We start from the raw sequence: 14,232 nt of genomic DNA, 5'->3' as shown, positions 1-14,232 counted from the left end.
GATATTGTGGATTGAGAGAATTGTAAGGCGTGACAGTCGGGTCCAGCTTCATTCCGATGGATGAGGCGACTGAGGGCAATCTTCATTCGAGCAAATGAGGCACCAGGGGCAGAGCAGTGGGAGACTGTCGGCCTACTGAACTGTTCCGGAGAATCAATACCATGGAGTTTGGCCTGTCGATTGCCTTCCACCCGCTGGAAAACTATGTGCCCCTGGCTCAAGCTGCTGAGGAAAACGGCTTTTCTGCGGTTTCGCTCGCTGATCACCTGATCTATCCGGGTTCATTCTCGGTGCCTTATCCGTATACACCGGACGGCGTACCACGATTTGGCGAGTTCGATTCCTTCCCGGATCCCTGGGTTGCGATCACGGCGATGGCCGCGCAAACCAGGGTCATCCAGTTCTACACCAATGTCTTTGTTTTACCCACACGCAATCCCGTTCAGGTAGCCAAGATACTGGCGACAGCTGACCTGTTTTCCAACGAGAGGGTGGGGCTCGGCATTGGTATGGGCTGGATGCCGGAAGAGTTCGCCGCCGCGGGGCAACCCTTTGCGGCGCGGGGAAAGCGTGCTGATGAAATGATCGACATTCTTCGTTTGCTGTGGAGTGGGGAACAGGTCAGCTATGAGGGCGAGCACTACACCCTCGACGCCATGCGTCAGGTACCACCGCCACGGCGCCAGATCCCGATTTATGTCGGCGGATTCTCAGCGCCAGCCCTGCGTCGTGCCGCACACAATGATGGCTGGATTGCGGATCTTCACTCATTGTCCGAGTTACAGGGACTGATCGAGAACCTCGATGAACATCGAGCGAAGGCGGGGACGGCTGATCGGGCGGACTATCGCATCATGGCGTTTGGATGCACCGATGCCTATGAGCCTGCAGGCTTCAAGGCGATGGCTGATATGGGCGTGACGGTGGCAACAACCATGCCATGGGTGCTACACGGACACTCAATGACGCCGCCATTGCAGGTTGCTATCGACAGCATCAAGCGATTTGCTGATGAAGTCATCAGCAAAGTCCAGGTTGAAGCGACGCCTGCGGGAAAGTAAAAGGAACAGCATTTATGAAAATTGGTTTCAGCTCGATGAACACCCAGTTTGACCCGCTGCCAGCTGAATTGGCTTCGGCACTGGAGGAGCGCGGCTTTGAGTCGCTCTGGATGGGTGAACACAGCCACATTCCGGTGAACCGGCGGTCGCCGTATCCCGCGGGTGGCGAGATGCCCGAGCCCTACAAACATATGCGTGACCCCTATGTGTCACTGATGTCTGCAGCTGCGGTGACGTCCAGACTGCGTTTGGCCACCGGCATCGCACTCCTGATGGAGCGGGATGTATTTTCCTTGGCGAAGTCTATTGCGACATTGGATACCCTCTCTGAGGGGAGGGTACTCATTGGCACGGGTGTCGGTTGGAACCGGGAAGAATTCGAGAACGTCAATCGCTGTCCCTGGGATAAGCGCTACGGGGTGATGCGGGAAACCGTTGCTGCCTTGCGTACATTGTGGACCAGTGATGAGCCCGAATTTGAGGGCGAGCATATTCACTTTGACGCCGTCTGGAGCTACCCGAAGCCGGCCCAGAAGAGCGGGCCACCGATACTTTTTGGTGCCATGGGTGCGATGGGGGTACGCCACAGCGCCCAATGGGCGGATGGCTGGCTGCCGGTGGATATTGCCTTACCCGATATTGCAGAAAGTATTGCCGGTTACCGTCAGCTTCTCGGTGAGTATGGACGCACCCTTGACGATGCGCCGATCACGCTGCAGTGCATGGTGCGGCCTTCACGTGACGATTTGCTGCGCTACCAGGATCTGGGAATTGATCGGGTTGTCGTTGGTGTGGAGATCGACAAATGGGGGCAGGCAGATCACCTGTTTCCCATGATCGACGAGATAGGCACGATAATAGATTCGCTTGGCTAAAGCAGCTTGACCGAGCTGTTACTCAGGAGGGCGACAATCTGGGACTGGCGGTGAAACCCGGTCTTTTCATAGATGCCGCGCAGGTGTGTTTTGACCGTATTGACGCTGACGGTAAGATCATCAGCTACCTGGTTGAGGCTGAGACCGGCTCCGATCAGGGAGGCAACTGCTGCCTCCTTACGCGTAAATCCGTAAACATCGGTCAATACTTCGCTGTTGACCGGGGACACCCTCTGCTGGTTGACATGAATGAACACAGCGACAGCCGGGTTGTTACCCCGGGTTGCAAACTCGTCACCCAGGTAGGGCTTCACCACGGCTTCTGTCACGCAGCTGCCCTGGCTGTTACGCAAGCCGATGCAGACCCCCGGTTGTGAACGGCATTGGGACTTGCTGGCAGACACCGCGAGATTGAATGCATCGCGCAAACGTCCGCAGTCGGCGGGTTCCACGGTCACCAGCCGGCCATTGGTGACCTTCAGGCAGTCACCCTGCTTTAACACATCGCGAGCAGAGCGATTGCTGGAAAGTACCTTGCCGTGCTCGTCCAGCAGGATGACGCCCACCTCCATCTTATCCAGGATATGCTCGTAAAAGGTCTGCAATTGCAGGCCGCCATCGACTTCCGAACGGAAGCGCAGGGCGCGTTGCAAGTGTGGGGCAACCATGCTGAAGATGGTCTTGTCGTCCTCGGAAAACGCTTCCTGGTTGCCGCTTCGCTCAACAGCCAGCTTGATACAGAGGGAATCTGAACGATAGATGTCCATACCCATGAGGTGTTTGATGTTTACCGGTTCGAGAAAATCCTGGTACAGCCTGGAATCTAAAAACTGCTTTTCCGGCAGAATCTCCCGAACAGCGGTTGGCCGGGGCTGAGGTAATGCCATGACTATGTTCGCTTCCATAACGGAATCGAGGTAGTCACGTGTCAGGTAGGGTGAGGTGTCTGATGTCACCAGCAGGTAGCGGTTTTCTCGGGGCAATGCGTTCCCGTTGGGCACTTGCTGGATCACAATTGAAGCATCCCGGGCTTCGAGCACATCCCGGAAGCTCTCTACGAAGGCCTTCCAGGGCTCGGGCTCGCTGGAACCTTCATACGCGAGTTGCAGTAACTCATCGTATTTTTTCAGGGAATTTCCCAGTCTCATTATTATGTCACCTCGTGCGGTGGAGGCTAGTGTTCATCGCCAGCCGGAGCCGGTATGCCGATCAGTATACTCTTTTGCAGGTAGGGTGAAAGCCAGCGGTTCAGCTATGCATCCGGTTGACTGACAGGGTGAAAAAGAGGGCGGTTGCCCGCCCTTTAGAGGGACCTCCGCGAGTGCGGTGTCAAAAATCTATGGATAGATCGACGCCGTAGGTACGCGGGCGAATAAAGGTATTGGTAATGGTGGGGCCACCCAGGGTGAAGTTGAACTCGATCTCGTTCTCATCCAGCAGATTGCGCCCCCACAGCGTTGCTCTCAGGCGGGTTGTATCCCCTAGCGGAATGTTGGCAAACACAAGGTTGGCGCTCACCATGTCAACGGCACCGATGGTGGCCGCATCATCGAGCTCGTAGTCCGGTGTTCCCGCACAGATATCGGTAGCTGGCACCTGATCCTGACCGGCGATACAGGCCAGGCGATGGACTTCATCTCGCCAGCTCCAGTCGACCCTGAAGGAGGTCTCTATACCGTTGGCCATGCCGGGGAAATCGTACTGTGCGCCCAGGTAAGCAGTGTTTTCGGGTTGAAAGGTACGCAAATCGCCAGAACTGTCGACATCGGTATAGCCCCAGGACGCATTCAGTGAAAGTCCCGTGGTAGGAATCCAGGTAGCTTCCAGTTCGATACCGTCGGCAGTGATGTCTTCACCGATACCCATGAAGTAGCCAATGCTGGTGAAGCCTTCGATCTGGACGTCGGTCCGTTCCTGGCGGAAGACCGCGGCGTTGAAGCGCAGGGTATGATCAAGGAAATCAGACTTAATACCCAGTTCGTACAGTTCCATTTCATCCTGGTCGAAAGCATTACCGGCCAGCGACCCGCCGGAGACGTAGCCTGTCGCATACTTGGCGTAAACGTTAGAGCTTTCACCAAAGTTATAAGTCAGCGATGCATCGTAATCGAGATGATCGTCGCTATAGTCAAAGGTCTGGTTGCCAGGGAGGACGGCGCCATACAGGCCTGCGGCGATAATGTACTCTTCGCGGTCGTCTTCGGTGTAGCGGACGCCACCGCTGAGGTCAAAGTCACCCAGGTGCAATGTCAGGTGCGCGTAGGCAGCGATCGACTCATTGCTTGTTTCGATATTCTGGCCAACAAAATAGTGGAATGCCGCAACATCAATGGGAATAAACTGACCATCGGAAAAGGTCTGTGAGAGAAAAATCGGAGTATTTACCGCACCTTCCTCTTCAAACTGGAAAGCCCCGATTATCCACTCCAGACTATCGCCACTGCCAATCAGTTGTATCTCGTTGGAAAACTGGTCCTGATTTTCTTTGCGCAGGGCCAAGAGCGGGGCATAGAGCCCGCCCGGGACACCGCCGATAATACCTGCTGTATCGACGTACTCACTGGCGCCCCAAACCTGGTTCATACCTGCGTCCAGCTGGTATTCGCGATAGCCGCCGATATAGCGGATGGCGAGGCTGTCGCTGATCTCGAACTCTGCGGTGAGCGAGTGGCCTCGAGTGATCTGCTCTGCACCGGATTCAAGGGGGACCGCCAACTCATCCTGATAGTCGAAACTAAGATTGAATGGCTGTACAGGATCTACCAGACCATTGCCGATAATACATTGCCCCGGCGTCGCATCGAAGTCTACACAGGGACCGAAGCTACCCATCTGGCGATAGTTCATCGTGCCTTTCCAGTTGCTGTAGTCGAACTTATAGTCAACCGTAAGGCGCTCTATACCTGCGTAGTTAATTGCGACGTAGACATTGTCGGTATCGCTATCGCCACCGCGGCTATTGGTGGTGTAGCTACCGAAAGGTTCATCGAAGTGGAAAGTGCGCTCTGCAGATAAGTTCTCCACATCACCATCGTACTCGACATGACCTGCAACCAGCCGCGCAGAGAAGCCGTTCCATTCCGCTGTATCAATGCGCGCCCGGTACTCACGGTGATTGAAATTCCCGACGGTGAAGTCCAGCCCGAAATCAGCATCGCCTGTCGGCTTTGAAGTGATCAGGTTGATGGCCCCGCCGGTCGAGTTACGCCCAAACAGCGTGCCCTGAGGGCCGCGCATAACTTCAACACGCTCCAGATCGGCCATGTCGAATGCCGCGGCACCCGATCGTCCGATATAGACGCCATCTACATACAGGCCGATGCCCGAATCGACCTGCATATTGAGAGAACCATTGGAAACACCTCGAATGTTCATTTGCGGTGCTGTCGGACTGCCCCCTTGTTTCTGGATATAGACGTTTGGAACCGTTTGCCCGACGGTCAGGAAGCTGTCGATGCGGAGAGCTTCGAGTGTGTTCCTGGTCAGTGCAGTTACCGCCACAGGTACGTCCTGCAGGCTTTCTTCGACTCGGCGTGCAGTCACCACCACCTCTTCAAGTGCGGATGCCCGACTGTCCTGACTGGCAGCCGAGACTGACACCCCGGCGAGAAGGGGAGAAAGGGCGAGAGCAAGGCCGGTGGCTGGGTAGGGGATACGCGGCATAAATTGACTCCTGATTAATCGTTATGTTGGTCAATAGTCTGACTAGCAAGGGCATCTTAATCAGGGCAAGAAAATGCAGATCATTCGATTGGATGAACTCTGGGCCAATTTCCGGTTCGCCTTGGTTACGGACCTTTGACCCGTTAAGCCGATAGCAGAATTCATTTTATCGAATGAGGCACCATGCTGTGGGCGGGCATAGCCTGTCTTCGAACTCTCCACGGGATGGATAAAGATGAACGATAAAGACGTATCCCGGTCGACACCGGGGGCTGAAGCCGTTGCCCTGATGTACCGGCGGATGGCGATTACCCGCGCCATCGAGATTTGCATGGCAAAGCATGTTCGCAATAACCGCTTCAGTGGTTGGTGGCATCCCGGTGAGGGTCAGGAGGCCGCCGGGATCGGCGCAACGGCCGCCATGCAACAGGACGACTATCTCTTCTATCAGGGCCGGGGCTGTTCCTGGGCAATTGGCAAGGGTATGGCGCCGGCACCGATACTGGGGGATTTACTGGGCAAGCCTTCTGGCGCTACCGGTGGAAAAGGGGGCGGTGTCCCGCATTGGTCGGACTACTCCATTGGAGTAATGGGGGAGGGGGCCACCCTGGGGAGCGTGTATCCGCTGGCAGCGGGGGCGGCACTGGCCGCCAGGTTGCGCGGAACGGGTCAGGTGGCGCTGGCGAACTTTGGCGATGGTACGGCTGCCAGAGGTACCTTTCACGAAACCATGGTCCATGCCGCCGCCTGGAAGTTGCCGCTAATTTACTTTTGCGAGAACAACGAGTGGCTGGTAGGTACGCCACTGAAGCAGGTTAGCCCGACAGAGAACATTGCCGATTATGCCGCGGGATACCATATCCCCGGCGTGATCGTCGACGGCCAGGATGCGCTTGCTGTGTATCAGGTGACGACTGAGGCCATCGCCCGTGCCAGGGCCGGTGAGGGGCCTACGCTGATTGAGGCAAAGGTCTTCCGCAAACACGGCCACTATGCGGGTGACCCCCAGCACTATCGTGCCAGTAACTATCTCGATACCTACCGCGATCCGCTCGATTTGCTGGGGACCCACCTCGGCGACGATCAGGCTGCTGATCTTCGCGAGCAGGCGACTGCCGATGTTCAGTCTGCCTATGAGGCGGCATTGGCGGAAGCTGATCCAGAGCCCGATACCATCTTCAAGGATCTTTACTATGGCTGATACAAACTCAGTGACCTATAACGCGGCGATGGGACAGGCCCTGGTTTCAGCCATGCGCAAGGACGACAGTATCTTTGTCCTTGGTCAGGGAGTGGCCACCGGCGGCTGGTTCGGTGCAGAAAAGGGCCTGGCCGATGAGTTCGGCACAGACCGAGTAATTGACAGCAACATTTCCGAGGCATTCGAGGCCGGGCTGGCGGCTGGAGCGGCGATTGCCGGAATGAAGCCCGTCATCAACATGGGCTTTGGTGATTTTGCCCTGATTGCCGGGGATGAAATCTTCCACAAACTGGCCAAGTGGCGCTATATGCATGGGCTGAACGTACCCATGTCGGCGGTGGTGATCTTTCCTATTGGTACGATGAACGGTGCTGGGCCCGAGCACTCCAGTTGCACAGAAGTGCTCGGCATGCACTTTCCCGGTCTCAAGGTGGTTGTGCCCTCTACCGCTGCGGATGCCAAGGGCTTGATGTGCGCGGCCCTGCGCGAGCCCAATCCGGTGCTTTTCCACAGTGTCAACACGTTGAGCTTTCAGCGCGGCGATGTTCCCGCAGATGACGACTACTTTGTGCCGATTGGGAAAGGCTGCGTACGCAGAGCAGGCACTAGTGCGACCGTACTGACCTATGGGTCCATGGTAAGTCCATCGCTGCAGGCGGCAGAACAACTGGCCTTGGAGGGTATCGATCTTGAAGTGATTGACCTGCGTAGCCTGGTGCCGATTGACTGGCCCCTTGTACTGGAGTCAGTCCGGCGAACCAATCGCGCGATGGTGGTTCACGAAGCGATGAAGACAGCTGGGCCGGGGGCAGAAATTGCTGCCCATATTCAGGAGCAAGCCTTTTTCGATCTGGAATCCCCGGTGCTGAGAGTGGCTGGCAAAGATGTCCCCTTGCCTCAGCATGGCTACCTTGAATCCCTTTGTATTCCCTCAACCGCTGAAATTGTTGCCGCCGCGCGACAGTTGTGCCTTGGCTGAATGAACGAGATATGCAGATGAACGAAGTAAAGCAACTTCGAATTCCCCACATGGGCTCCGTGGAGAACGCGAGGGTAGTGACCTGGCGAATCGCGGAGAACGAGTACTTCAAATCCGGTGACACCCTCTATGAGGTTGAGACTGACAAGACACTCACTGAAGTCGAGGCCGACTCTGATGGCTTCCTTCTCAAGCGACTTGCAGAAGAGGATGAGGACTTCAAGGTTGGTGATGTTGTTGGGCTGTTTGCAGACGAAGCGGTCAGCCAGGAACTGCTGGAAAATGCCCTGGTGGAATTGCGGGCCGAACCCCCATCCGTCGAGACAATCGACACAGCTGGGCGGTCAGGTTCACCAGAGAATATGACTTTGGAGGCTGCAGATGATGCGAGTCCCGTCCAGACGGGAGTCCGGCACTCCCCGTTGGTGCGCAAGCTGGCGGCCGAGCACGGCATTGACCTGCAGGACATTCGGGGTAGTGGTCCGAATGGCCGTGTGACCAAAGAAGACATACTGGCACATATCGACTCAAAGCCAGCAGTCGAAGGCGGCGAGATTGCAGCAATAGTTCCGCCGGGATATGAATCGGTTCCCTATACTGCCATTTCCAATTCCCTCCGGCGGCAGACTATCGCCCGCCGCCTGAGCGCGGTTGTCAGCGAGGTTCCGCAACTGACCGCAGACATGGAAATCGGCATGGAGCACGTTATTGCTGTTCGAAACGAGCTGAGCCGCGAAAGGGTAGAAAAAGGCGAGTCAGGCATCTCTGTCTTCAGCTGTATCGCAGCAGCTGTATGCAAAGCGCTGTTGGCTCACCCGGAGTTGAACGCCACATATGGTGAGAAAAAGCGCATTCTGTGGCAGGCCGTAAATCTGGGTGTTGCGATTGATACTCCTGATGGTCTGGTAGTACCTGTGGTGCGCGGTGCCGAAAAGTTAGACGTTGTTGAGCTGAACGCCGAGATAAAAGCCCTTACAAATAAAGCGCTGGATGGAAAACTCGCACAGGCGGATTTGGAAGGTGGAACATTTACGCTATCCAATCCGGGTGCCCTGGGTCTGGTGCTCCGGGCGGAGGCCATTCTGAATCCTCCGCAAGTTGCGTTGCTGGGGCTTCCCGCGACCCGCCAGGTGCCTGTTGCAGAGATTGGCGATGATGGAAATTATCGGGTCGAAGTGCGCACTGTCCTCCGGCCTTCCCTGACGTTCGACCACCGGGCGCTCGACGGCGGTCATGTTATCCGCTTTCTGAACACCCTGTCTGAGTATCTTGTCGATCCTGACTGGTTGCTGGACTAGCTGCTTTCGAATGATCACCAGTACTGGTTAAGGCGCTTCATCCAAAGCCACGATATTCAACATATGGTCACCGGGTTTGACGTTTCCCCATTGGGGGAGTACGCATTGATCTTTCTCGTCGTATGGCTCGGGCTTTGCGTCGTCCGCTTTTCTATGAGCGCTGGGAAGACTACTGGGACGCCAGTATCACTGAAATTCGGCAGCAACTTGGCCTCACCGAGGCTCCGAAGGCAGGAGAGTGGGACTGGGCCTGGGAAGTCATGAATGACTGATTACCTGCAGCAGCATCACTCCTGTTACTTCGCTGCTGTGCTTTCCTGTCACACTCGGAATTTGGAGCGGGTCACCAGAATCAATACGATGGCTGAAGTACACAGACCTGCATAGCAAAGGAATGCCAGGCTGTAACTTCCGCTGCGGTCATACAAGAGACCAGCCAGTGGAGCTGACCCGAAGTTGAAGGGTATTACCAGTAATGTGACCTGGCCCATCAGGGTTCCAAAGCGTTGCGCACCAAACACCTTACCTACCAGAGTCGCCATTGCCGGGTGACCACCACCGCCACAAAGACCAAGCACCGCTACGGTAATGACCAGGCCCGGGAAATGGGCCTGCATTAGCAGGGCACTCCAGGCTATTGCCTGAAGTGTGAGATTGACCAGAATAGCACCGTGTGCTCCGATGCGATCGGCGAGCCAGCCAAAGAACAGCGCTCCGGCCATGGCGGCAATGCCATTTACGGACAGCAGTAAGGACGCCCTGGTAGCATCGATCCCTATATCGATAGCATGTTGCACAATGTGCGTCACCAACATGATGCCGCCGGAGAAAATGATGCCTGCGACAACAACCAGTATCCAAAGCCGGGCATCGCGCATTGACTCACTCCATGCGGAAGGCACTGCACTGCCAGGCATTGACCCTGCCTCACCCTGGCCAGGACTGGGCTGATTTTTAATCACCGCCAGGAATGGGATAAGCAGCAGATACACCAGACTGAAGTCGGTGAACAGCACTCGCCAGCCTTCGGAGTTGATGATGCCTACAAAGAATGGCGGTCCCAGAGCAACCATGATGGGCAGGCTGACAATGCCGAGTGCCTTGCCGGTGCTATCAGGAAACCAGTTTGCCGCCAGTTTGCTGGCAGGCAATACTCCCATCGCGGTAATACCTATGCCAACGACGATACCAAAGCAGATCAGAAGGGTGGTGAGGGATGTGGCCTGTGCCGCCAGCCAAAAGCCACACGAGGTCACCAGTGCGCCGAGTATCATGGTGTTGCGAATGGACCAGCGATCCAGCAGGTAGCCCAATGCCGGGGCCATGAGTCCCATGACAACACTGATCAATGCAATACCCAGCGCCACCTGCGAACGACTACTACTGAAGGTCTCAGCGATTTCTGCTATCAGCAGGCCGTAACTACCAAAGGTGAAACCGATGGCCAGGTTCTGGGAGACGGTGGCAATACCAAGAATGTGCCAGCGATTCAGCATGGGTGATCCTCATTGTTATTCCCAACAAGACTACAGGGTGTACTGAAAGCTGATTCATCCACATGAATGAAGGGCAGATAGTAAAGTGCTTCAGAATTGTCGGCCGATATCTGGCTGCCGGGGCTTGCGGCATCGCCGGGCACAGAATGGAGCGAATGATGCAGACTTTAGCCGTAACGGTGGCGCCGCTGTTAATCGCAGCGATGTCCCTGTCCTTTGACGCCCTGGGCGCAGGTGTGGATGAAGGCAGCTGGCCACACTACGGCGGCGATGAAGGCGGGCAACGCTACTCGCCATTGTCGGACATTTCTACTGGAAATGTCGCGGAATTGGAAATTGCCTGGGAGTACCACACCGGTGATCTGGTTGACGGTGCGGGACTGGCATCGATGAAATTGCCGGCCTTTGAAGCTACCCCCCTTGAGATCGAAGGCCTGCTTTACGCCTGTACGCCACGTAATCATGTCGTTGCGCTGGAGGCAGAGACCGGGCGTGAACGTTGGGTCTATCGGCACCAGCCGGTAGAGACTGGACATTATGTGATGACCTGCCGCGGAGTTAGCTATCACCGGTCTCAAACCGATCCTGAGGGGATGGCTTGCAAGTCCCGGATACTGATGGGGACCGTGGATGCCTACCTGGTTGCACTGGATGCGAAGACCGGAGAACGCTGTGAGAAGTTCGGCCAAAACGGCAAGGTCGATCTGCGCGAAGGCCTGGGATCGGTAACACCGGGCCACTACAAGGTGATGTCACCGCCCGCAATCATCAATAATGTCGCAGTGGTGGGCGCCCTGGTTGAAGACAACCAGACGCTTGACTCTCCGCCGGGTGTTATCAGGGCCTTTGATGTGGCGACCGGAGAACTACGCTGGGCTTGGGATCCGGTGCCTCCGGGATGGAAAAAGCAGCCGGGGTCATCCCGATGGCAGCGAGGTACGCCCAATGCCTGGAGCGTATTTTCAATCGATACAGAGAACAACCTGGTATTTGTGCCCACTGGCAATGCTGCACCGGATTTCTACAGCGGCGCACGTAATGGGCTTGATTACCACGCCAGCTCTCTGGTTGCTCTGGATGCGCGAACGGGTGAAGTAAGGTGGCATTTCCAAACCGTTCACCACGACATCTGGGATTACGACGTTCCTGCCCAGCCCGTCCTTTTTGATTATCCGGGCAAAGACGGCCCAATTCCTGCGGTTGCTCAGGCCACCAAGCAGGGGTTTATCTTCATCCTGAATCGTATTACGGGAGAGCCGCTGTTTCCGGTCGAGGAGAAAGCCTTCCCGTCGAGCAGTATTGCAGGAATGGTGCTTTCCGACACCCAGCCGGTGCCCAGCAAGCCTGATCCGCTGCTGAACGCGAGCTTGTCGGAGGATGATATCTGGGGGTTTACACCCTGGGATCGGGGGAAGTGCCTGGATGAGTATCGCCGTCATCGGTCGGAAGGACTTTTTACACCACCGAGTGAACAGGGAACGATCCTCTATCCTGCCCATACCGGAGCGTCCAACTGGGGCAGCGTTGCCATCGACCCCGGTCGAGGATTGCTGCTCGCCAATTACACGCGAGTCGCGAGTATTGTTACGCTGATACCACGGAGGCGGGCTGATCAAATGATCGCCAGCGGCAAGGGGCCGGTTTACCCGATTCCCGATTCATCCTATGCCTTTGACCTGCGTCTGTTTCTGTCTCCTCTCGGTGCGCCCTGTACGGCGCCGCCATGGGGAGGTTTGCGCGCTATCGACCTCGCCAGTGGGGACACCGTCTGGGACAGGCCCCTGGGCACAACGCGCGATGTCGCGCCATTTCCGCTATGGCTGGAACTGGGCGTTCCGAATCAGGGAGGTGCACTGGTCACCGGAGGGGGCCTCACCTTCATCGGTGCGACGACCGACAATTTTATTCGGGCATTTGATACTGAGACAGGTGATGAGGTCTGGAAGCATCGCCTGCCGGCTGGCGGGCAGGCAACGCCGATGACCTATCGAGGCGCGGAGGATGGCCGCCAGTATGTTGTCATTTCAGCGGGCGGTCACGCCTATCTGGGTACCGATCTGGGAGATTCCATTGTCGCGTTCAGGCTACCTGCTTCCGTACATCAATCATCACCTTGATCGCTTCCGGAGTATCCTGGGTGGAAAAGGCTTCAGCGATGTCATCTAGCGCGAAGCTGTGTGAAATCAGACCCTTGCGATCGACCTTCCCGTTGCGCATCAACTCGAGCGCGGTTACCAGATCCTCAGCTGCATAGCCGTTCGAGCCCATGATGACCGGTTGTTTATTGATCAGCGGCATCATGTCGATCAGCATGCGGTCTTCATAGGCGCCAAAGCACACTATTCTGCCGTTTTCGCAGGCAACCAATCTCAGCGCCGTCTCCAGTGGTGGAGGCCCGGGCATGTGCTTGATATAGCCGGCGCAGTCGATTACTACATGTATATTGGCCGAGGTCCCACGCCAAGTGACCTCTTCGCCGGTAATAGCCTGTATTTGTTCAACGATATCGCCATCGCGTGCATTTACGGTATCAGTTGCACCCACTTCAAGTGCCTTGGCGAGTCGGGCTTCATGTACATCGACGGCTATGAGCTTACCAATGTCCGCTCCGGTTGCGCGGTAGGCCTGAATGACGCCAAGGCCAATAATGCCAACCCCAAATACAAGGACATTTTCCCCATTGGCAGCCCCGGCTTTGCGGACCATTTGCAGACCGTCTGCGAGCGGCTCAGTGGTTGCCGCTTCCTGAAAGCTGACCGCGTCTGGCATGGCTACCAACTGGAACGGATTGTCCGGCACCGCGACATAGTCGGCCATTCCTCCGCCTTGACCAGTTACACCGACAACGCGATCGCCAATACGCCAGTTGTTGACCCCATCACCAATAGCGTAGATCCGGCCGGAAAATTCATGACCGGGAATCTCATAGCCTTCAGGGGTAGCGCGTACAAGCGCGTCCTTGTGAGCGTTGTTGCGATACAGGTGCAAATCTGACCCGCAGATACCGCAACTTTCTACAGCGACGATAACTTCACCTGCAGCTGGCGCAGGTGCTGATGCATCGGGCCGCATTTCGATATGTCCGGGCTTGATAAAATTTGCTGAGCGCACAGGAGACCTCGCAGTAGTGATGCGTTCTAACCGCTATACAGAAGTGGGTTGAGGCATGATTATTCGGGAATTTTAAGCATATCGTATATTTCGTAGATGACAGCGGGATTCACGTACTCTCGCCAGTAGAAGATCTTGTCGCCCTTGAACTTCATGATACCCACGTATTTATTGTTGTAGGGCTTGCCTGAAGGAATATGCTGGGCGTGGGATGAATACTCTGCGATCAATACATCCGGATCTACGAGATGATGAATGTTCTCAATTTCGTAGGACAGCGGGGTAAATTCGTCGAGCCCCTCGGTTTGTGAACCATCGCTTTCTCCCCGGAAGTAGGCGATCAGGTTCTCTCTGCCAGAGACCTGGTCCGGGATGGTTGGCATGGGGCGGTAAGGCCAGTCGGCATAGATATCGTCTGCGAGATACTTCGCGCAGCTGTCGTAGTCGCGGTTGCCAAGATACTTCAGCATCGTTCTGAAATTACCGCTGTTCCTTTCTCTAACCTCATCGCTATTCGCGTCACCGGTAGCCATACTTTTGCCCCTCAT

11 protein-coding genes are annotated in these 14,232 nt (G+C 56.0%); 6 read left to right on the top strand and 5 right to left on the bottom strand.

Annotated features, from left to right (window positions below; translation table 11 throughout):
- The first annotated feature begins 161 nt into the window (after positions 1-161).
- Complete coding sequence (locus FVW59_RS11655; RefSeq protein ID WP_148064494.1) at positions 162-1,061, top strand: TIGR03619 family F420-dependent LLM class oxidoreductase; 900 nt, start codon at positions 162-164, stop codon at positions 1,059-1,061.
- Between the two features lie 14 nt (positions 1,062-1,075).
- Complete coding sequence (locus FVW59_RS11650; protein WP_148064493.1) at positions 1,076-1,936, top strand: LLM class F420-dependent oxidoreductase; 861 nt, start codon at positions 1,076-1,078, stop codon at positions 1,934-1,936.
- Here the strand turns inward: FVW59_RS11650 and FVW59_RS11645 are convergent.
- Both FVW59_RS11645 and FVW59_RS11640 read right to left on the bottom strand, forming a co-directional pair.
- On the bottom strand, positions 1,933-3,084 hold the full coding sequence (locus FVW59_RS11645; RefSeq protein ID WP_148064492.1) for a helix-turn-helix transcriptional regulator: 1,152 nt from the start codon (positions 3,082-3,084) through the stop codon (positions 1,933-1,935). The two genes, FVW59_RS11650 and FVW59_RS11645, sit on opposite strands and share 4 nt — an antisense overlap.
- Before the next feature lie 181 nt (positions 3,085-3,265).
- Positions 3,266-5,599 (bottom strand): TonB-dependent receptor, encoded by a 2,334-nt coding sequence (locus FVW59_RS11640; protein ID WP_148064491.1) that lies wholly within the window; start codon positions 5,597-5,599, stop codon positions 3,266-3,268.
- Positions 5,600-5,834: 235 nt separating this feature from the next.
- Between FVW59_RS11640 and FVW59_RS11635 the strand changes: the two genes are divergently transcribed.
- Genes FVW59_RS11635 through FVW59_RS11625 form a run of 3 tightly spaced genes read left to right on the top strand, consistent with a single transcriptional unit; the run spans position 5,835 to position 9,077 of the window.
- Positions 5,835-6,800, top strand: a complete 966-nt coding sequence (locus FVW59_RS11635; protein ID WP_148064490.1) for a thiamine pyrophosphate-dependent dehydrogenase E1 component subunit alpha — start codon at positions 5,835-5,837, stop codon at positions 6,798-6,800.
- Positions 6,793-7,779 (top strand): alpha-ketoacid dehydrogenase subunit beta, encoded by a 987-nt coding sequence (locus tag FVW59_RS11630; RefSeq protein WP_148064489.1) that lies wholly within the window; start codon positions 6,793-6,795, stop codon positions 7,777-7,779. Before FVW59_RS11635 ends, FVW59_RS11630 begins: the two co-directional genes overlap by 8 nt.
- An 11-nt stretch (positions 7,780-7,790) precedes the next feature.
- The gene (locus FVW59_RS11625) at positions 7,791-9,077 is read left to right on the top strand and encodes a dihydrolipoamide acetyltransferase family protein (protein WP_148064488.1); all 1,287 of its coding nucleotides are present in this window, start codon (positions 7,791-7,793) and stop codon (positions 9,075-9,077) included.
- 320 nt (positions 9,078-9,397) lie between these two features.
- On the opposite strand, the gene FVW59_RS11620 is transcribed toward FVW59_RS11625, so the two are convergent.
- Complete coding sequence (locus tag FVW59_RS11620; protein WP_148064487.1) at positions 9,398-10,573, bottom strand: MFS transporter; 1,176 nt, start codon at positions 10,571-10,573, stop codon at positions 9,398-9,400.
- 155 nt (positions 10,574-10,728) lie between these two features.
- On the opposite strand from FVW59_RS11620, the gene FVW59_RS11615 reads away from it, so the two are divergent.
- Positions 10,729-12,690: a pyrroloquinoline quinone-dependent dehydrogenase gene (locus FVW59_RS11615; protein WP_222711485.1), complete on the top strand. Its 1,962-nt coding sequence runs from the start codon at positions 10,729-10,731 to the stop codon at positions 12,688-12,690.
- Here FVW59_RS11615 and FVW59_RS11610 read toward each other — a convergent pair.
- Complete coding sequence (locus FVW59_RS11610) at positions 12,653-13,645, bottom strand: zinc-dependent alcohol dehydrogenase (RefSeq protein WP_222711484.1); 993 nt, start codon at positions 13,643-13,645, stop codon at positions 12,653-12,655. The genes FVW59_RS11615 and FVW59_RS11610 overlap by 38 nt on opposite strands.
- A gap of 98 nt (positions 13,646-13,743) precedes the next feature.
- Complete coding sequence (locus tag FVW59_RS11605) at positions 13,744-14,217, bottom strand: nuclear transport factor 2 family protein (RefSeq protein WP_187275861.1); 474 nt, start codon at positions 14,215-14,217, stop codon at positions 13,744-13,746.
- Between the last annotated feature and the right edge of the window lie 15 nt (positions 14,218-14,232).

The organism is Parahaliea aestuarii (assembly GCF_008064635.1).
In the GTDB taxonomy this organism is placed as follows: domain Bacteria; phylum Pseudomonadota; class Gammaproteobacteria; order Pseudomonadales; family Halieaceae; genus Parahaliea; species Parahaliea aestuarii.
Note: the sequence above shows the minus strand (reverse complement) of the source record. Positions and strands in the feature narration are given on the sequence as shown.